Origin of the sequence: Micromonospora sp. WMMC250 (assembly GCF_027460215.1) — a bacterium.
GTDB lineage: Bacteria > Actinomycetota > Actinomycetes > Mycobacteriales > Micromonosporaceae > Micromonospora > Micromonospora taraxaci.
Window position 1 is genome coordinate 4,598,884 of record NZ_JAPZBJ010000002.1, and the last position, 19,517, is coordinate 4,618,400.

Sequence of the window (19,517 nt, forward strand, 5' to 3'; positions counted from 1 at the left end):
GGTCGTCGAAGGTTCGGCTCCGGGGGGGTCGAGCCGAACCACTCAGCGGTCACGGGGGGTGCAACCGCCGAGCGTCTGCCTGTTGTCGGGTATGTGAAAGCTCGTCGTACGGACAAGTTTGCCTGAGCGCGCCCGTCACGTCGAGTGGTGCTTGCTCCACTCACCGCGAAAATCTCCTCGCAGAGTGTGAGCGCGATCACGCGGAGCGGAGAAGATGGTGCCTGCCCGCAGGTGTGAGGGGTGGCCTGACCCCGGGCACCCGCCGACGATAGACCATCCGGCTAGACTTTCGCGCCGTGGGCCGAAGTGCCGCTTTCTTCGATCTGGACAAGACCGTCATCGCCAAGTCGAGCGCCCTGGCGTTCGGTCGGCCGTTCTACCGGGACGGGCTGATCACCCGGCGTGACGTGGTCAAGTCGGCGTACGCGCAGCTGATGTTCCGGCTGGGCGGCACCGACGAGCAGACCATGGCCCGAACACGGGACTACCTGGCTGCGCTCTGCAAGGGCTGGCAGGTGGAGCAGGTCCGCCAGATCGTCGCGGAGACACTCCACGAGCTGATCAACCCTTACGTGTACGCCGAGGCCGCCGTCCTGATCGCGGAGCACCAGGCGGCGGGGCGGGACGTGGTGCTGGTGTCGGCGTCGGGCGAGGAGATGGTCCGGCCGATCGGCGAGTTGCTCGGGGTGACCGACGTGATCGCCACCCGAATGACGGTCCGCGACGGCCGGTACAGCGGTGAGGTCGAGTTCTACGCGGCCGGTCCGAGCAAGGTCGAGGCGGTCAGCGAGCTGGCGGCGGCCCGGGACTACGACCTGGCCGACTCGTACGCCTACTCCGACTCGTACAGCGACCGCCCTCTGCTGGAGTGCGTCGGTCACCCGAGTGTGGTCAACCCGGACCGGCAGTTGCGCAAGCTGGCCTCGGAGAACGCGTGGCCGGTGCTGGAGTTCCGGCACCCGATCCCGCTGGGTCGCCGCCTGCGGGAGCGACCCGCGGTGCCGGTGGCAGCGGCGGCGCTCGGCGTCGGCGTCGGCGTGGCCATCGGCATCGCCTGGTACGGCCGACACCGTCGCACCCGCGCGGCCACGACCACCGCCTGACCAAACCCGATCGGGTACGCGCGACCACCACCAGCGCCTGACGAGACCCGCCCGGCAGCCCTCTGAGCAACGTCGAGTGTCATCTATCCGACCCAGCGCCTCACCCCTGCCTGAACGCCATCTTGAGCGTTCGCTCAAATAGTCGTACCCTCCGTTTGAGCGAACGCTCAAGACGGGGGAGATCGCATGACTGATGACATCGAGCCGACACAACGCGCGGTCAGAGCACGCTGGATCCTGGCCGGGCTGATCACGCTCCTCGGGGCGGTCCTCTTCGTCGGGGTGGTCAACCAGGGCCGCGCGGACAGCGCGATGCTCTTCGTGGCGCTTCCGGTGCTGCTGGCCGCCGGGCTCACGCTCGCACCGCACCGGACAGCCCACGGCCAGGTCTTCGCCGCCACGACGATCGCACTCTTGCTGGCGGCGGTGGCACTGCACGAAGGCGCGATCTGCGTCCTCCTGGCCGCTCCGCTGGTCTACGCGGTGGCACACGGCACCACCGCGCTGATCCGCGTCCTGCGCGACGCCAACCGCCCGTACGTCATGGTGGCCGTGCCTCTGCTGCTCCTGCCGGGCCTGGAGGGCAGCGGCATCGCTCCCCGGGTCGCCCCGGAGCAGACCGTCGAGGTGAGTCGTGTCGTCGGGCTCCCGGCGGATCGGGTGGCCGAGCGTCTCGCCGGCGGGCCCCGCCCGACCGACGTCCGGTCGGTGCCGCTGCGGCTCCTGGGCGTGCCCACACCCGCTCAGGTGGGCGGCGACGGGCTCGACGTCGGCGACAGGTGGATGTTCGGCTACCACGGCGGCGCGCACGGACCGGGCGGCCACCTGCTCGCCGAGGTGGAGAGCGCCGCCCCCGGGCGGGTCGGCTTCCGCTTCGTCGAGGACACCTCCATCACCGCGCGCTGGTTCACCTGGCGGCACGCCGAGCTGAGCTGGCGGGCTGTCGATTCCGAGCACACCGAGGTCCGGGTCCGGGTCGACTACACGCGGGGCCTGGACCCGTCCTGGTACTTCGGCCCGATGCAGCAGGTGCTGCTCGGCGCCGGGGTCGGGCACCTTCTCGACATGCTGGCGTTGGAGTGACTGCCGCCCGCTGGCTGAGTCTGGCACTGCCGCTGGCCGCCGTGCTGGCCGTCGGCGCTCGGGAGCGGGACCGGTCCGTCCGGGCCGCGGGGCTGTTGGCGTTCCTGACCGCCGGGATCGGCATCGCCGCGCTGCACGAGGTCGCCCGCCTTGCCGGCTGGTACGCCTTCGCTCCCGTCGACGGCGCGTACCGGGGGATGCCGGTGGACCTGTGGATCGGCTGGGCGGCCCTCTGGGGCCCGCTGCCGGTGCTGCTGCGCCGGGTGCTGCCGCTGCCGATCGCGCTGGGTCTGCTGCTCTGGGTCGACGCGGTGGCGATGCCGGCGCTGCACCCCCTGGTCGACCTCGGACCGCACTGGCTCGTCGGGGAGGTGGTGGGCCTGCTCGTGGTGGCGCTGCCCGCCCAACTGCTCGGGCGGTTCAGCGCCGACCGCCGGCACCTGGGCACTCGGACGTCACTCCAGGTGGGAGTCTTCGCCGTACTGCTGCTCTGGTTCGTCCCCAGCCTGGCCTTCGAGGTCGGCGGCGGATCGTGGGCCGGGCTGACCGAGTTGGACCCCACGGGGGTGCTCCTCGTCGCGCAGCTGGCCCTGCTGGTGGCCGCGCCCGCGCTGGCCGCCGTCGCGGAGTTCGCCGTGCGGGGTGGCGGCACGCCGTACCCGTGGGACCCGCCGCGCCGCCTGGTCACCACCGGGCCGTACGCGTACCTGGCGAACCCGATGCAGCTCGCCGCCGTGGTGCTGCTGCTGTTCACCGCAGCGGTCACCGGGAGCGCCACAGTGGTTCTGGCTGCGGTGTCGGCGGTGGCGTTCGGCGCGGCGGTGGCCGGGCCACACGAGCACCACGACCTGCGGACGCGGTACGGCGACTCCTGGCGGTCCTACCGGCGGCAGGTACGCGACTGGTGGCCCCGCTGGCGGCCGTACCCCTCGGAGCCGTCGGCGGTGCTCTGGCTGGACGACGACTGCGGGCCCTGCGCGGCCCTCTGGCGGATGGTTGCCCGGCGGCACCCGGTCGGGTTGCGGATCCGGCCCGCCCGGGAGCACGAGCACGTGCTGTGGCGGGCGGAGTACGTGGGCGGCGACGGTCACACGGAACGGGGGGTGGCCGCCGTCGCCCGCGGACTCGAACATGTCCACCTCGGTTGGGCGTTCGTCGGTTGGACACTACGACTGCCCGTGGCCACCTGGCTGGCCCAGCTGGTGACCGATGCGATGATCGCACCGCCGCATCCAGCCCGCCCGGGAGGAGAGCCATGTCCGACACCAAGCAGCGTCTTCTCGACGGTGCCATCGCCGCCATCCGCGAGCACGGCATCGCCGGTGTCTCCGCCCGGACCATCGGCACCGCGGCCGGAGTGAACCAGGCCCTGGTCTTCTACCACTTCGGCACGGTGGACGACCTGCTCACGGCGGCCTGCCGGGCCAGCACGGCGGAACGGGTCGAGCGATGGTCGGAGCGGTTGGCCGCGGCCCGGTCGCTGCGCGAACTGCTCGCGGTCGGACGGGAGCTGCACGAGGAGGAGCGTCAGCTCGGCAACGTCACCTTCCTGGCCCAGATGTTGGCGGGGGCACAGGCGGACCAACGCCTGGCCGCCCCCACCGCTGGTGCGCTGCAGCTGTGGGTGGACGAGATCGAGTTGGTCCTGCGGAGGCTGCTCGCCGGATCTCCGTTCGCCGAGGTCGCCGACGTGCCCGGTTTGGCCCGCGCGGTCTCCGCCGCGTTCATCGGGCTCGAACTCTACGACGGGGTGGACCCGGCGGGCGCCGACCAGGCGCTGGCGGCGCTCGACCAGCTCGCGCTCCTCATGGAGATCGTCGACGATCTCGGACCGATCGCCCGCCGGGCGCTGCAGGCGAAGGTCAGCCGGGCGACGCGGCGGGACTGATCGCCGCTCAGGCGGCGGCGAGAACCTCGTCGCCGATGGCGGTGAGCTGGTCGGCACCCACCTCGACGGCCGCCATGTAGTGGCGGAGCCAGGAGCGCAACCCGTCCGGGGTGCCGGTGGCGAACGCCCCCGCCGAACCGACGTACTCGGGCTCCCGCTCGCGATGCCCCACGTCGACGGCGAGCAGGCCACGCGGGTCGAGGCCGCTGGCGAGCAGAACCAGCCGCGCCGCACCCCGGGCCACGACACCGGACGGTCCGGCGAACGGGCGCAGGTTCAACAACTCCCCGTGTACGACGGCGGCGAGCACCAGTGGGGAGACCTTCGTGCCACCGGCGACGAGCCCGGCCAGCCCGTCCAGCCGGGTGGCGACCACGGGGTCTGCCACCGGGCGGCCCAGTTCGGCTTCCGGCACCAGATCCCGGGCGGCGAGGACGTGCAGCTTCGCGAGTGCCTGCCGGGGTGCCCGGGGCCAGAGTTCGCTCAGCCCGGGTAGCGCTCCGGCGACCCGCAGCGCCCCCTGGAGCACCGGGTCGGTGACGGTGCCGGCGCGAACCGCCTCCCGTTCGTGCGCCGCCCCTTCGAGGGCGGCGCTGGCCACCGCGGAGCGGAGGCTGACCTCGGCCGCGACCTGGCCACCGTGTCGGCGCAGCGCGCGGTGTCCGAGCGCCTGGTCGAACCGCGCGCGGGCCTGCTCGACGGCAGCGGCGATGTCGGCGAGCGCGAGCAGCGGTGCGAGCGGGTCGGTGGTCACCCCGTCACGCTAGCGACCCGTCCCGGCTCGGCGAGCCACACCCGGCCGCAACGCGAGCCGCGCCACCCGCGCCGGCCCGTCTGCGCGGCCCTCGCCCCTCCCGGCGCGCGCCCCCAGATCCACTCGGGTGGGACCGCCCGGGGCGGCCTGTTGGCGGGACGCGTCCCGCCGCCGGGCGCGTGGCGAGGGCCGCTCGGCGCGACGAGGCGGGCAGCCCTCGCTGGCCGGAGGCCCGCCGACTACCCTCGTGGCCAGCGAGACCCAGGTCACCCGAGCGACGAGGAGTCACGGCATGAGCGAGGCATTGGCCAATCTGCTGAACGAGACGCGCCAGTTCCCCCCGCCGGCCGAACTCGCCGCGCACGCCAACGTCACCATCGACGCGTACGCCGAGGCGGAGGCCGACCGGCTCGCGTTCTGGGCGAAGCAGGCCGATCGTCTCGCCTGGTCGAAGAAGTGGGACGAGGTCCTCGACTGGTCGAACCCGCCGTTCGCGAAGTGGTTCGTGGGTGGCCAGCTCAACGTGGCGTACAACTGTCTCGACCGGCACGTCGAGGCCGGGCTCGGCGACAAGGTCGCCATCCACTGGGAGGGCGAGCCGGGCGACACCCGCACCATCACGTACGCCGACCTGCACGAGTTGACCTGCCGGGCGGCGAACGCGCTCACCGATCTGGGGGTAACCGCCGGCGACCGGGTGGCCATCTACCTGCCGATGATCCCGGAGGCGGCGGTGGCCATGCTGGCGTGCGCCCGGGTCGGCGCCGCGCACAGCGTCGTCTTCGGTGGCTTCTCGGCCGACTCGCTGAGCAACCGGATCCAGGACGCCAGCGCCAAGGTGGTCATCACCGCGGATGGTGGTTACCGGCGGGGCAAGCCGTCGGCGCTGAAGCCGACGGTGGACGAGGCGGTCGCGAACTGCCCGTCGGTGGAGCACGTGCTGGTCGTCCGCCGCACCGGTGAGGACGTGGCGTGGTCGGACAAGGACCACTGGTGGCACGAGACGGTGGAGACCGCGTCGGCCGAGCACACCGCGCAGCCGTTCGACTCCGAGCACCCGCTGTTCATCCTCTACACGAGCGGCACCACGGCCCGGCCGAAGGGCATCCTGCACACCACCGGCGGCTACCTCACGCAGGCGTCGTACACGACGCACGCGGTCTTCGACCTGAAGCCGGAGACGGACGTCTACTGGTGCACCGCGGACATCGGCTGGGTCACCGGGCACTCCTACATCGTCTACGGTCCGCTCTCCAACGGCGCGACCCAGGTGATGTACGAGGGCACCCCGGACACCCCGCACAAGGGTCGGTTCTGGGAGATCGTCGACAAGTACAAGGTCAGCATCCTGTACACCGCTCCCACCCTGATCCGGACGATGATGAAGTGGGGCGATGACATCCCGGCCGGCTTCGATCTGTCGTCGCTGCGCCTGCTGGGCAGCGTCGGTGAGCCGATCAACCCGGAGGCGTGGATCTGGTACAGGCAGCACGTCGGTCGGGGTGAGCTGCCGGTCGTGGACACCTGGTGGCAGACCGAGACGGGCGCCATCATGATCTCTCCGTTGCCGGGGGTGACCGCGGCGAAGCCGGGGTCGGCGATGACCCCGCTGCCGGGCATCGTGGCCGACGTGGTGGACGACCAGGGCCAGTCGGTGCCGAACGGTGGTGGCGGTTACCTGGTGCTGCGTGAGCCGTGGCCGTCGATGCTGCGCACCATCTGGGGTGACGACGACCGGTTCATCGAGACGTACTGGTCGCGGTTCCAGGGCATGTACTTTGCCGGCGACGGGGCGAAGAAGGACGACGACGGGCACATCTGGCTGCTCGGCCGGGTGGACGACGTGATGCTGGTGTCGGGGCACAACATCTCGACGACCGAGGTGGAGTCGGCGTTGGTGTCGCACCCGTCGGTGGCCGAGGCGGCGGTCGTCGGCGCGACCGACCCGACGACCGGTCAGGCGATCGTCGCGTTCGCCATTCCGCGCGGCAGCACGGACATCAGCGGCGACGCGGGTGAGCAGCTCATCGCCGACCTGCGCAACCACGTGTCGAAGACGCTCGGGCCGATCGCCAAGCCGCGCCAGATCATGCTGGTGCCGGAGCTGCCGAAGACCCGCTCCGGCAAGATCATGCGCCGGTTGCTGCGGGACGTGGCGGAGAACCGGTCGCTGGGCGACGTGACGACGTTGCAGGACTCGTCGGTGATGGACCTGATCTCCTCCGGGATGAGCGGCGCGAAGTCCGACGAGGACTGACGAGTAGACGTACCCCTGCGGTGGGTGGCGGTCCCGACGGGCCGTCACCCACCGTTGTCTTTTGTGGAGGTACGACGAGCAGCGCGCCCACCGAACGGGTAACGCATCGATCACGATCCTGTCGTACGGCTTGTTTGTCATTTAGTTTCACGCTCGTCGGCCGGTCCCGACGCGCCCCGGCGCACGGGTCCCGCCGACGTCCTCTGCCCGAGAAACGGAGTGGCATGAACAGAAACTCCCGTCCGGGGTCGCGCCGACGACTACTCGTCGCGTTGCCCGTCATCGCCCTCGCGGCCACGTCACTGACCGTGACCGGCAGCGCGGCCGCCCAGTCGTCGTCCCCCACCCCCAGGGCGGTGATCGGGGCCGACGAGCACTACATCAACTACGCCGAGCCCGAGGTGCAGCCGGACACCAACGGTCGTGAGGTCAAGGGCAAGGGCGGCGTCTACACCCCTGCCGCCGAGTCGGCGCGCGCGTTCGACCAGAAGCACGCCCGGGGCAACCCGGTGGCGGCCCGGCAGCTGGCGAAGGCCGAGGCCCAGTCGCTCAAGACGGGCCAGAACCCCCGCAAGTTCAAGAAGGCCCCTACCACGCAGACGGCGAAGCTGCTGACGCTGCTTGTCGAGTTCAACGACAAGGCCAACGACGACTTCACCGGCGTGATGGTGCCGAAGACGGTGTTCGAGGACCGGACCTGCGTTCCCGGCACCGTGCAGAACGGCCCGAAGCACAACAAGATCCCGGACCCGGCGCGGCTGCCGCACGAGGACAACAACTCGATGTGGGTGCCGGACTTCTCGCCGCAGCACTACAACAAGATGCTGTACAGCAAGAAGGGCATCACCGAGCGGGTCCGCACCGACCTGAAGGGCCCGGACGGCAAGAAGGGCATCGACCTGTCCGGTCGCACGATGCACAACATGTACCTGGAGATGTCCAAGAACGCGTACACGGTGGACGGGCAGGCCAGCCCGTGGATCACCGTGCCGCACTCGGAGGGCTGGTACGCCGCCAACCGCTGCTTCCAGGACGAGACCGGCGCCTGGGTCCCCGGCCGTGAGCAGTCGATGAACGGCCACCCGGACAACCCGGCCGGCGCCGGCCGCCTGGCGACCGACGCGATCGACGCGCTCGTCGCTAAGGACCCGAACTTCCCGTGGGCCGACTACGACATCGAGGACCAGGCCGACCGCGACGGTGACGGCAACCTCTTCGAGCCGGACGGCGTAATCGACCACCTCGTGCTGGTGCACGCCGGTCAGGGCAAGTCGCGCGGCGGCGGCGACCAGGGCGTGTACGCCGTCTGGGCGCACTCCTCCACGGTCGCCGGCGGTTACACCATCCCGGGCACCACCATCAAGGCGTCGAACTACATCGTGCAGCCGGAGGACGCGGGTGTCGGTGTCTTCGCCCACGAGTTCGGTCACGACCTGGGCCTGCCGGACCTCTACGACACGTCCGGCAACGCCGACTCCGATGTGGACTTCTGGGACCTGATGGCCTCGGGCTCGCACTCCGGTGAGATCTTCCAGGCCCTGCCGACGCACATGGGCATCTGGGACAAGTGGGTGCTCGGTTGGGCCGACCCGCTGACCATCCGTCCCGGCTCGAACCCCCGCGAGGTCAAGCTCGGCCAGACGTCGCGTACCCCGATCGACTCCGAGGACGGCATCAAGGTCGACCTGCCGGACAAGGTGACGACGCTGGCCACGCCGCACAGCGGCACGAAGATGTGGCACAGCAACAACGACCAGGAGTGGGCGGACGTCAAGCTGAGCCGCTCGGTCGACGTGCCGGCGGCGGCCGACTCGAAGTTCTGGATGTGGAACAACTACATCATCGAGGAGGACTGGGACTACGGCTTCGTCGAGCTCTCGACGGACGGCGGTACGACCTGGACCGAGCAGAAGGTGTACGACGAGTCCGGCGCCGTGGTCACCACTCCGGACGGCTACGCCGACCCGAACGGCCGGATGAACGACTTCGGCGGCAAGAAGTACGGCCTGACCGGCAGCACCGACGGCTGGCGGCACGACTACGTCGACCTGTCGGCGTACGCCGGGACCACGGTCCAGCTGCGGCTGCGCCAGGCCACCGACGAGGCCTTCGAGGAGCGCAACTGGTTCGTCGACGACTTCTCGGTCACCGGCGGCGGCGCGACCACCTGGAGTGACGACGTCGAGGGCGGCGCCAACGGCTGGACGGCCACCGGTGGCACCTTCGTCGACACCACCGGCGGAGGCTGGAAGATCTCCACCGGCACCGAGGTGCACGCGCAGTACTACCTGGCGGAGTGGCGCAACTTCGACGGCTTCGACAAGGGCCTCCAGTACGCCTACGACACCATCTACTCGCACGAGGCGTGGAAGGTCGACCGGATCTCCTACAACGCCCCGGGCATGCTGGTCTGGTACCGGGACACCGCGCTCGGCGACGTCAACCACGTCACCGGGCAGATGACCGCCCTGCCCAGCTACGGCGCGAAGGGCGGGTTGCTCATCGTCGACTCGCACTTCGACCCGCTGCGCCGCACCGGCGAGGCGGCCGTGAAGGACCCGTCGGTGACGGACAACCTGCCGAGCCGCCCGCAGTCGTCGAACGCGGCGTTCACGCTGAACCGGACGTACCCCTTCACGGAGTGCCTGGAGGCGGCGGACGAGCCGTACAGCGCGTACTGCACGAAGTTCAAGGGTTTGCCGCCGGTGAAGTCGTTCACCGACGCCAAGGGCTGGTACCCGGGCATCGAGATGCGCGACGGTGCCGCGTACGCCCGGGACAACGACGCGTCGGTGGTCCTGCCGTCGCGTGACAACGCGCCGTACACCACCCGGGTCACCAACCCGGACGGCAGCCCGGCGCCGGAGTTCTACGGCGTCACCCTGGGCGGCGGGGCGATCGTGCTGGGCACCGGTAACCCGGGTGACCAGGGCGTGAACTACGGCGTCTCGCTCACCATCAAGAAGGCGGCGAACGACAACTCGTCCGCCCAGATCTTCGTCACCCCGGCGAAGAAGTAACGGTTTTCCCGTTCGACAACTGACAGTGGGGCCGGTGACGGAGACGTCACCGGCCCCACTGTCGTACATCGATCAAATTGATCGAGATAGGTCGCTGTATACGGGACCGGACTCATCATCGCTGGTCAGCGTGGCTGATGAAGCCCTGGTGTGTGACGGTGAAAAGCATTCCCAACAAAATCTTGCAACAAATCGACGCGTCCGTCTTCCCACCCGTCCCGCCAGTGTCTATGTTCACCATTGGTCCCACTAGTGGGATCGATCTCCCACCGGCCCGTACCCCCGTTGGGCCGGTTCCCTCACACCGGAGGTACCACGTGCGCAAAGTCGCAGTGGGTCTGCTCGGGCTTTCACTGACGGCGACAGGCCTGGCGTTCGGCCCGTCCGCCTCGGCGGCCCCGCAGCCCAAACTGCCGGCAGCAGCACCGGCCGCTGCCGAACCACAGGCGCTGAAGGATGAGCTCCCCGACAAGCTCGAGGAGAAGCGCCGCGCGCTGCGTCAGCAGGGTCTCGCCGACGTGCTGACCGGTCGCAGCAAGCCGATCGAGCGCAACGGAAGCACGGTTGTCAAGGTCGGCGAGGTCGGCAAGGCGAGCACCAACGCCCGCGCCCGCAGCGCCGGCGGCGGCCAGGAGACCAGGGACCAGTACGTCGAGCTCAAGCGCGAGCGGACCGACAAGATCTTCGTGATCCTGGCCGAGTTCGGTGACGAGCGGCACCCGTCCTACCCGGACAAGGACATGAACCCGGACATCGCCGGACCGGCGACGTTCGACGGGCCGCTGCACAACAAGATCCCCGAGCCCAACCGGGCCGTGGACAACTCCACCATCTGGCAGCCGGACTTCAGCCCGGAGCACTTCCGCCAGCTGTACTTCGGCACCAACCCGGGCGACGAGTCGCTCAAGCAGTACTACGAGGCGCAGTCCTCGGGTCGCTACACCGTCGAGGGTGAGGTGACCGACTGGGTCAAGGTCCGGTACAACGAGGCCCGCTACGGTCGTTCCGACGACCCGAAGGCCGACGACGACCCGACCGGCGATCCCGCCGTCTGCGGCGACAACGTCTGCTCGAACACCTGGAACCTGATCCGCGACGCCGCCAACCAGTGGGTCGCCGACCAGAAGGCCAAGGGCCGGACGGACGCGGAGATCGCCGCGGAGATGAAGTCCTTCGACCAGTGGGACCGCTTCGACTACGACGGCGACGGCGACTTCAACGAGTCGGACGGCTACATCGACCACTTCCAGATCGTCCACTCCGGCGGCGACCAGGCCGACGGTGACCCGCAGCAGGGTGAGGACGCGATCTGGAGCCACCGTTGGTCGGCGTTCAACAGCTCGCCCGTGGGCCCGCCGAACTTCCCGATCGGTGGCACCCAGATCGGCAACACCGGCGTCTGGATCCGCGACTACACGATCCAGCCGGAAAACGGCGGTCGTAGCGTCTTCTACCACGAGTACGGTCACGACCTCGGTCTGCCGGACGACTACGGCCCCGCCGACAACAGCAACGAGCACTGGACCCTGATGGCCCAGAGCCGGCTCGGCGCCAAGAACGACGTCGGCATCGGCGACCGGGGCGGCGACCTCGGCGCCTGGAACAAGTTCCAGCTCGGCTGGCTCGACTACGAGGTGGTCGTGGCGGGGCAGAAGCAGACCCTGGAGCTTGGCCCGCAGGAGTACAACTCCGAGAAGGCGCAGGCCGTCGTGGTGGTGCTGCCGCCGCGGGAGTACACCTTCAACTACGGCGCACCGTTCGAGGGCTCGAAGCAGTACTTCTCCGGCAACCAGGACAACCTCGACGGCACCATGACGAGGACGTTCGACCTCACCGGCAAGTCCGCGGCGGCGCTGTCGCTCAAGGGCAAGTACAGCATCGAAGCGGGCTACGACTACCTCTACTTCGAGGCGTCGACCGACGGCGGTCAGACCTGGACCGACCTGGACGGCACCGTCAACGGCCAGCCGATCGGCGTGGACGGCGCGGGCCGCCCGGCCCTCGACGGCACCAGCAACGGCGCGTGGGCCGACATCAACATCCCGCTGACCTCGATCGCCGGCAAGGTGGCGCAGGTCCGCCTGCACTACGTCACCGACGGTGGCGTGTCCGAGGGTGGCTTCTTCGGTGACGCGATCACCGTGACCGCCGACGGCCAGACGGTGTTCAGCGACGGTGCCGAGACCGACGCGGGTTGGGCGCTCGACGAGTGGGAGGCCGTCGGTGCCACCTACACCGACGAGTTCGACAACTTCTACATCGCCGGCAACCGGTCCTACGTGTCCTACGACAAGTACCTGAAGACCGGCCCGTACTTCTTCGGCTACGCGAACACCCGCCCGGACTGGGTGGACCACTACGCGTACCAGGAGGGCCTGCTCATCTCGTACTGGAACACCCGCTGGGAGGACAACAACACCGCACCGGCCTCGCCGACCAACCCGGGTGGTCACCCGGGTGAGGGTCGCAACCTGTACATCGACGCGCACCCGCGCCCGATCTACAACCTGACCGGTGCCCCGTGGCGCGCCCGCATCCAGATGTACGACGCGCCGTTCAGCCTGAACAAGGCCGACTCGTTCACCCTGCACCTCAACAGCCAGCCGCAGTACATCCGTGGCCAGGCTGCCGAGCCGCTGTTCGACGACACCAAGAAGTACTTCTACGAGGAGCTGCCGAACCACGGCGTCAAGCTCCCCGCCACCGGTGTCAAGATCAAGGTTCTGGAGCAGGACGGCACCTCGATGAAGATCCGGATCAGCTGACCACTGATCCACCAGCACCAAGCGACGCCCGGGCAGACCACCTGCCCGGGCGTCGCCCGTTGTGCGAGCCCGGACCCTGGCACCGCTCCGGGTCAAACCCGGGCTTTCCCCTGTTCAACGCGACCACCAGGGTCGTCGGCGGCAGCCGGGCCCTAGGCTGTCTGCCATGACCGACCAGCGCGGCGGAGCCGTCGACGAGTCCTGTGTCCTCACCGAAGGGCCGTGGACGCACCGCTTCGTCGGCGCCAACGGCACCCGGTTCCACGTGGTCGAGGCCGGCACCGGGCCGATGGTGCTCTTCCTGCACGGCTTCCCGGAGCACTGGTGGGCATGGCACCAGATGCTGCCGGCCGTCGCCGACGCCGGGTTCCGGGCGGTCGCCGTCGACCTGCGCGGTTACGGTGCCAGCGACAAACCCCCACGGGGGTACGACGGCTACACCCTGGCCGCCGACATCGCCGGGCTGATCCGTGCGCTCGGCGAACGGTCGGCGACGATCGTCGGCAGCGGCCTCGGCGGCATGGTGGCCTGGACGGTGGCCTCGTTCCACCCGTCGCTGGTCCGTCGGCTCGTGGTCCTGGGTGCGCCGCACCCGCTGCGACTACGCGCCGCCATCTTCGCCGACCCGCGTGGGCAGTTCGCCGCGTCCACACCGGCGTTGAAGTTCCAGCTGCCCCGCTACGAACACGTGCTGACCCGGGACGGCGCGGCAGGCGTCGCGGAGATCCTGCGCCGCTGGGGCGGGCCGCGCTGGGTGGCGGGGCCGGAGTTCGCGGCGTACACCGAGCGGTGCCGGGAGGCGATGCGCATCCCGCAGGCCGCGTTCTGCGCCCTGGAAGGCTACCGGTGGGCGTTCCGTTCACTGTTGCGGCTGCACGGCTACCGGTTCGTCCGCCTGATGCAGAAGCCGCTGTCCACCCCGACCCTGCAACTGCACGGCGCGCTGGATGTCGCCTCGCTGCCGCGTACCGCCCTGGGCTCCGGCCGCTACGTCGTCGCGCCCTACGAGTGGCGGCTGCTCGACGGGGTGGGGCACTTCCCGCACCTGGAAACGCCCGATCTGGTGCTCGGCGAGATCCTGCGGTGGGCCAAGAGCTGACCGCTCAGACCCGCTGCTCCCGTAGGTCGGTGACCTCGGCGGCCGGCGCCCACCCCTGGTAGACGCCGAAGTCGAAGACCTCCAGCCGCATCGCCTCCGCCACCGGCCAGCGACCACCCGTGTATTCCACCCGCAGCCAGGCGTCGTGTTCGCCGAGCACGATGAACGGCTGCCCCTGCCAGGTGCAGGTGGTCCGCACGTACGCCAGGTCCTCGATCTCGGTCGCCGGCAGCACCCGGACGTACCGGCCCGCGCGGACCTCGTCGAAGCCCTCGCCCGGCTCCGGCTGGTAGAGGCGGATGTTGTCGCCGTCCGGGCTGGCCTGGTATTCCCGGCCCTGCCAACGGGCCACGTAACCGTCGCGCTTCACGCCTCACCGACCCGTCGCCAGACCACCGTGTCGGTGTCGAGTTCCGCCACCACCCGCTCGGTGCCGTCCGCGCCGATCCGCCACAGCTGCGCGCCGTGCGGGAGGCGTGCGCTGTCCACCTTGAACTCCGCCACCACGTCACTGCTCTCGCCCGGGGCGAAACCGTTGCCCCGGAACGGTGGACGCTCGATGACCCAGCCCTCCATGGCTCGCATCGCCGGCTCGTTCTGACCGCCGTACGGGATGCGGTAGAGGCTCGGCCGGTGCGCCGGCCAGCGCAGCACGTAGATTTCCTCGGCGTCCCGGGAGAACGGCGAACCGGGGTAGCTGAGGCCGAGCGCGTCGTGCACCTGCGCCGGCGTGGTCAGGTGCGCCAACTCACCGGCCCGGTGCACGAAGCCGGAGACCCGGTCGTACCCCCGGTCGAGGTAGTAGGCGAGCTGGGACGGTGCGATCGCCTTCTGCATGACGGTCGGTCGCGTCGGGTCGACCGCCGCCGGGGCGTACCGGGGGCGGGCGGTGGGCTCCGCCGCGACCGGGGCTTCCTCCGGGTCGACCTCCAGGTCGTCACCGAGCCCCACCTCGGCGGCCCAGTTGGCCAACGCGACGATCTGCTCCCCGGGCAGTTTGGCACCGACAGGTGTGCCCGGGTTGACGGCGAACGACCAGTCCTCGTCCGGCCAACGCCGGATCAGTTGGGCGAACTTCACCCGGACCGTGTCGACGTCACCCTCGAAGTGGTCGGCGAGACGCTCCGGGGACGTGTAGACCACCACGTACGTCTCGCCGTCGAGTTGGGCCGTACGCCAGACGAAGCCCGCATCCCCGGGGCGGCTTCCGCGCGGCGACTCCGGTGCCGCCGGCAGCAGGACCCGGGCCAGCAGCAGTGTGGACAGGAACGTGTCGGTGCTGCCCGAGCCGGCGGCGCCGAGGAGGTCCTCCTCGACCGTGTTGGCCGGCTCGAAGTCAGCCGCCGCCGGGTCGTCGGCCGGCGGGCGCTGCCCGTCGTCGTCCGCGGCGCGGCTCTCGTCGCCGACGGGCAGATCGGTGCCCGGCACGCCGTCCGACGAGCTGCCGAGGTCGGATGCACCGCCACCGACCGGGCTGTCGACGCGGGCGGCTGTGGTCTCCGTCGGAACGGTGGATCCCACAACGGACGGGCTCGGCACCGGCTGGGTCGGGATGAACGACGGCTGGGCCGGGCCGAACGACGACGGGCCGAACATGCTCGGCCCGGAGGACGTCGACCCGAACGGCGGCGGGGCGGTGTCGGCAGGGTTGCGGGGCCATTGGGCGGCGTCGGCCGGGCCGCTGGTCTCGACCGGGGCGGTGAGGTCGCGGGACTCGATGATGGTGCCCTCGATGACGATGGGCGTGAAGCCGCGGCGCGGCGCAGGCGGGCCGGACACCGGCTCCGCAGCCGACGTCGACAGCTCCTCCACGGGCGGGTACGGGCTCGGCCGGTCGCGGGGGATCGCCTGGGTCTCCTCCGCCGCAGGGCTGGGCCGCTCCGGCCCCCGGGTCAGCGGCGACTCGCCGGTCATCCGGAAGGCGCGGGTGGGCTCCTCCGCCAGCAGGTCGGGCCGGCGTGGAGGCAGAGGCTGGGTGACCTCCTCAGCGGGAGCCGGTGCGCGTACCCCTCGGGGTGCGCCGAGGTCGGCCACCGGCTGCCGGAATGGCCGGGTGGCGTCCGGATCGCCCATCGGGAAGGCCCGGGTGGCGGTCTCGTCGGCCGGCGCGTCGGCCGGGCGGCGGCGTGGGAAGGGTTGACTGCCACGCCCGAAGCGCGTCGGCGGGGCGGCCCGGTCACCTGGACGGCCTCCGCTCGTGCTCGGGTCGGGTCCGCGATCGCGGGTGGTGCTGGGTTCGAAGAAGGAGCGACGGGCGGCCTGCGGCCCACCGTTGCCGGTGCCGCCGAGCGGACCGTCGTCGCCCGGCCGATCCGCCGCGGGCCAGCCCGAGCCGGGCCTCGGCTGGTCGGCACCGGGGTGGTCGGCAGGCGTCAACGGTGCGAACCGGGACGGCCGACCGGTCCGGGGCAGGGCGCTCGGTCGGGGCGGCTCGGTCGGTGGGCGCTGACCGGCGGGCAGATCCTCCGCGCCGGATCGGCGCGACGGCTCGGCAGGGGTGGGCGTGCGGGACGCCGGGCCCGGCACCGAGGGGGCACCCACCCGGGGCTGCGCATCCCACGCGGACCCGCGAGGAGGAACCGGGGCAGGCGGGACCGGGGCAAGCGGAACGGGGGGAGGCGGGACCGGGGCAGGGGGAACGGGGACAGGCGGAACCGGCGGCGGAGTCGAAGCGAGCACTGTCGCGTCCGAGCCGAACGACGACGTACCAGTCGCCGACTGTCGACCAGCGGCCGGCGTCGCGTCCCGACCGGAGGACCCGGTCCGGGTGCGGGCGAGGGTCTCCGCCCGTTCGAGTCGGGCGCGGGCACCCATGGCACGGCCGGGCAGGCGAACGTCGCCCCGAGAGAGTTGAGCGACGAACCAGGCCGGCAGGTAACCCTCGACCGGCAGGCCAGGGTTGACGGCGAGCCACCACTCCTGATTGGGCCAGCCGACCGCGAGGTCCGCGAAGGGGACGCGTCGGTTGCTGCCCGGATGCTCACCGAGGCACGCCCGCAGTGCGGCGGCGGAGGTGAAGGCCAGGACGTGCGTCCGACCACCGGTGGTCCAGGTGCCCCAGCCGGTGGGCGGCTGGCCGGGCTGCGTCGGGGCGGAGACCGGCAACAGCAGGTCGGTGCGGGACAGAAGCCGGAAGTAGAGCTCCTGGTCGTTGGCGTGCAGCGCGTCGCGCATCGCCACCTCGGCCTCCGTGGCCGGCTCCCATTCGGTCACGGCCACCTCCCCTTCCGAGAACAGGCCACAGGTATCGCGTACAACCTACAAGGTGGTATCAAGATCACAATGGCTGGCCGTCGGCGGTCTGCCGGGGCGTGGGTGAGGCGATAACATCCCGTCCCGGAGCCGACACGATACGGAGGCCGTCGATGTCTCGACCGATCACGCGCCCGGTCGTCGCAGGTCTGGCAGCCGGCCTCCTGACCGTACCGGCCCTCCCGACGGTCGCCGCCACCGCCGGGCTGCGCCTGGTGCCGGCCTGCACGACCTCCCCCGCCCCGGCCCGGCCGGTCACGGCCGCACCCTGGCCACAGCGACGGTACGACCCGACCCGGCTCGCACCCCTGGCCACCGGCGCCGGGGTGACCGTGGCGGTGGTCGACTCCGGGGTGGATCGGGCGCACCCCCAGCTGGCCGAGCGGGTGCTGACCGGCACCGACCTGCTCGACGTCGGCGGGGACGGCAGCCGGGACTGCGCCGGGCACGGCACCGGCGTGGCGAGCATCATCGCGGCGGCGCCCCGCCCCGGGGTCGCCTTCCACGGCCTCGCACCGGATGCCCGGATCCTGCCGGTGCGGGTGAGTGAACAGCAGGTGGTGCAGGGTCGGGAGTCGGGCCGTACGGTCACCGCCGGCGAGTTCGCCCGGGCGATCCGCTGGGCCGTCGACCACGACGCCGACGTGGTCAACCTGTCCGTCGTGTTGTACGCGGACGACCCGGAGGTGCGCTCGGCGGTGCGGTACGCGGTCGACCGCGACGTGGTGCTGGTGGCCGCCGCCGGCAACCTGCACGACAGTGGTGACCCGCAACCCTTTCCCGCCGGCTACGACGGGGTGATCGGCGTGGGGGCGATCGGGGCGGACGGGGCGCGGGCCACCTTCTCCCAGACCGGCCCGTACGTCGACCTGGTGGCACCCGGCAGCGAGGTGCTGACCGCCGCGCCCGGCGCCGGCCACCATCAGGTCGAGGGCACCAGTTACGCGGCGCCCTTCGTGGCCGCGACCGCCGCGTTGCTGCGCGAGTATCGACCGGAGCTGACCGCTGCCCAGGTGGCCGAGCGGATCATCGCCACCGCCGACCCGGCTCCGGGAGTCGGCCGGGGCGGCGGGTACGGCGCCGGTGTGCTGAACCCTTACCGGGCGGTCACCGAGACCGGCGGCAGCCGTGCGGCCGGCCCGGGGCAGGTCACCGCGCTCGCCGACGACCGAGCCGACCCGGCGACGCTCGCCCGCCAGGCCCGGCGGGCGTCGGCACGGGATCGGGCCCTGCTGGTCGGCGTGGTGGTCGGCCTGACGGCGGTCACCGTGGTGCTGCTCGCCCTGGTGCTGCCCCGCGGCGCCCGCCGACGCTGGCAACCAGCCGGCGAGGCCTGACCTCGCAGACCCGGCGCTCCGCGCACTGCCCCGGCCGCCGCTGCGCAGCGGCCGGGGCACCGACCTGGACATGGTCAGCGCTCCCGGCTCACCGCACTCACTGGAACAGCCCGGTGTTCTTCTTCTCGGTGTCCAGATAGTCGGAGGCGGAGTCACCCACCGCCACCTTGATGTCGCGCAGCATCGCCTGGAGGTCCTGCGAGGCGGACCGCCACCGCGCCTGCCGCTGCTCGTACGCCTGGCGGGCCTCGCCCGTCCAGCTCGCCACCAGCGGAGCGGCGTCGCGTTCGAGTTGACCGAGTTGCGAGTCGAGCCTGTTCAACGCCTTCTGGATGTCCGCGCCGGCCTGCTGAAGCGCGGCGAAGTTGACGACCAGCACACCTTGGTCCATCGGATTTCCTCCCCGGGCGGGTTCAGAGCGGCAGTTGGATGCCGCCGCGGTTGGTGCCGGCTACCCGGCTGGCGGCCTCGTCGTCGGAGACGTCGTACTGCCGGCCGGCGGTGCGGATCGCGCCGGCGGTCTCCCGCAGCGCCCGGTGCAGCGCCGCCTGGTCCTGGGACCACTGTTGCTTGACCTGCTCGAACGATCGACCACCGGCGCCACGCCAGGCCTGCTGCAACACCTCCAGTTCGGCCAGCAGGCCGGTCAGCATGGATTGCAACGACTGGTCCACCTGCTCGAACTTCGCGGCTGTCTGCTGCATCACCGCGGCTTCTGCCTGCGTCTGGGACACCCGGACGTCACCTCGTCTCTCCGCTCGCACCTGGCTCTCGACGCGCCCACCCTGGGGGCGCGTCGGCCGCTCGGCCCGGCCGTCGAGCACTGAGACACGGGTCAGCGACGAACTTCGTGGCTGACGGTAGCGACCTCGTAGCAGTTCTGCTACCCCCTGCGGCTCCCCTGTGGACAACCACGGCAGCCATCGGTCACTTACGATGTGCTGCAGCCGCGTCGCGGC

The 19,517-nt window shown here is 71.1% G+C and carries 14 protein-coding genes; 9 read left to right on the top strand and 5 right to left on the bottom strand.

The annotated features are described in order from the left end of the window. The first annotated feature begins 296 nt into the window (after positions 1 to 296). From O3438_RS20615 to O3438_RS20630, 4 genes are all read left to right on the top strand, one after another. Positions 297 to 1,103 carry an HAD family hydrolase gene (locus O3438_RS20615; protein ID WP_269681479.1) on the top strand — a complete coding sequence of 269 codons (807 nt, stop codon included), beginning with the start codon at positions 297 to 299 and terminating at the stop codon, positions 1,101 to 1,103. A 186-nt stretch (positions 1,104 to 1,289) separates the two neighbouring features. Next, a complete protein-coding gene (locus O3438_RS20620; RefSeq protein ID WP_269681480.1) occupies positions 1,290 to 2,186 on the top strand; it encodes a hypothetical protein in 897 nt (298 codons plus the stop codon). Then, positions 2,183 to 3,547 (top strand): methyltransferase, encoded by a 1,365-nt coding sequence (locus O3438_RS20625; RefSeq protein WP_269681481.1) that lies wholly within the window; start codon positions 2,183 to 2,185, stop codon positions 3,545 to 3,547. Before O3438_RS20620 ends, O3438_RS20625 begins: the two co-directional genes overlap by 4 nt. Continuing rightward, positions 3,442 to 4,074, top strand: coding sequence for a TetR/AcrR family transcriptional regulator (locus O3438_RS20630; protein ID WP_269681482.1), 633 nt, complete (start codon positions 3,442 to 3,444; stop codon positions 4,072 to 4,074). Before O3438_RS20625 ends, O3438_RS20630 begins: the two co-directional genes overlap by 106 nt. A 7-nt stretch (positions 4,075 to 4,081) precedes the next feature. Here O3438_RS20630 and O3438_RS20635 read toward each other — a convergent pair whose 3' ends face one another. After that, complete coding sequence (locus tag O3438_RS20635; RefSeq protein WP_269681483.1) at positions 4,082 to 4,828, bottom strand: oxidoreductase; 747 nt, start codon at positions 4,826 to 4,828, stop codon at positions 4,082 to 4,084. A gap of 292 nt (positions 4,829 to 5,120) precedes the next feature. Between O3438_RS20635 and acs the strand changes: the two genes are divergently transcribed. The 4 genes from acs (at position 5,121) to O3438_RS20655 (ending at position 13,969) form a co-directional block, all read left to right on the top strand. Further along, positions 5,121 to 7,085, top strand: coding sequence for an acetate--CoA ligase (gene acs / locus O3438_RS20640; protein WP_269681484.1), 1,965 nt, complete (start codon positions 5,121 to 5,123; stop codon positions 7,083 to 7,085). Positions 7,086 to 7,309: 224 nt separating this feature from the next. Beyond that, the gene (locus O3438_RS20645; RefSeq protein WP_269681485.1) at positions 7,310 to 10,105 is read left to right on the top strand and encodes an immune inhibitor A domain-containing protein; all 2,796 of its coding nucleotides are present in this window, start codon (positions 7,310 to 7,312) and stop codon (positions 10,103 to 10,105) included. A 332-nt stretch (positions 10,106 to 10,437) separates the two neighbouring features. Then, positions 10,438 to 12,870, top strand: coding sequence for an immune inhibitor A domain-containing protein (locus O3438_RS20650; protein ID WP_269683703.1), 2,433 nt, complete (start codon positions 10,438 to 10,440; stop codon positions 12,868 to 12,870). A 166-nt stretch (positions 12,871 to 13,036) separates the two neighbouring features. Next, a complete protein-coding gene (locus tag O3438_RS20655) occupies positions 13,037 to 13,969 on the top strand; it encodes an alpha/beta fold hydrolase (protein WP_269681486.1) in 933 nt (310 codons plus the stop codon). 4 nt (positions 13,970 to 13,973) lie between these two features. Here O3438_RS20655 and O3438_RS20660 read toward each other — a convergent pair whose 3' ends face one another. Together O3438_RS20660 and O3438_RS20665 are read right to left on the bottom strand one after the other, a co-directional pair. After that, positions 13,974 to 14,339, bottom strand: a complete 366-nt coding sequence (locus O3438_RS20660; protein ID WP_269681487.1) for a hypothetical protein — start codon at positions 14,337 to 14,339, stop codon at positions 13,974 to 13,976. Continuing rightward, positions 14,336 to 17,182, bottom strand: coding sequence for an SseB family protein (locus tag O3438_RS20665; protein WP_269681488.1), 2,847 nt, complete (start codon positions 17,180 to 17,182; stop codon positions 14,336 to 14,338). Before O3438_RS20665 ends, O3438_RS20660 begins: the two co-directional genes overlap by 4 nt. 152 nt (positions 17,183 to 17,334) lie before the next feature. Between O3438_RS20665 and mycP the strand changes: the two genes are divergently transcribed. After that, positions 17,335 to 18,558 (top strand): type VII secretion-associated serine protease mycosin, encoded by a 1,224-nt coding sequence (gene mycP, locus O3438_RS20670; RefSeq protein ID WP_269681489.1) that lies wholly within the window; start codon positions 17,335 to 17,337, stop codon positions 18,556 to 18,558. 97 nt (positions 18,559 to 18,655) lie between these two features. Here mycP and O3438_RS20675 read toward each other — a convergent pair whose 3' ends face one another. Further along, positions 18,656 to 18,949, bottom strand: coding sequence for a WXG100 family type VII secretion target (locus O3438_RS20675; protein WP_269681490.1), 294 nt, complete (start codon positions 18,947 to 18,949; stop codon positions 18,656 to 18,658). 22 nt (positions 18,950 to 18,971) lie between these two features. Further along, positions 18,972 to 19,292, bottom strand: a complete 321-nt coding sequence (locus O3438_RS20680) for a WXG100 family type VII secretion target (RefSeq protein ID WP_088986744.1) — start codon at positions 19,290 to 19,292, stop codon at positions 18,972 to 18,974. Between the last annotated feature and the right edge of the window lie 225 nt (positions 19,293 to 19,517).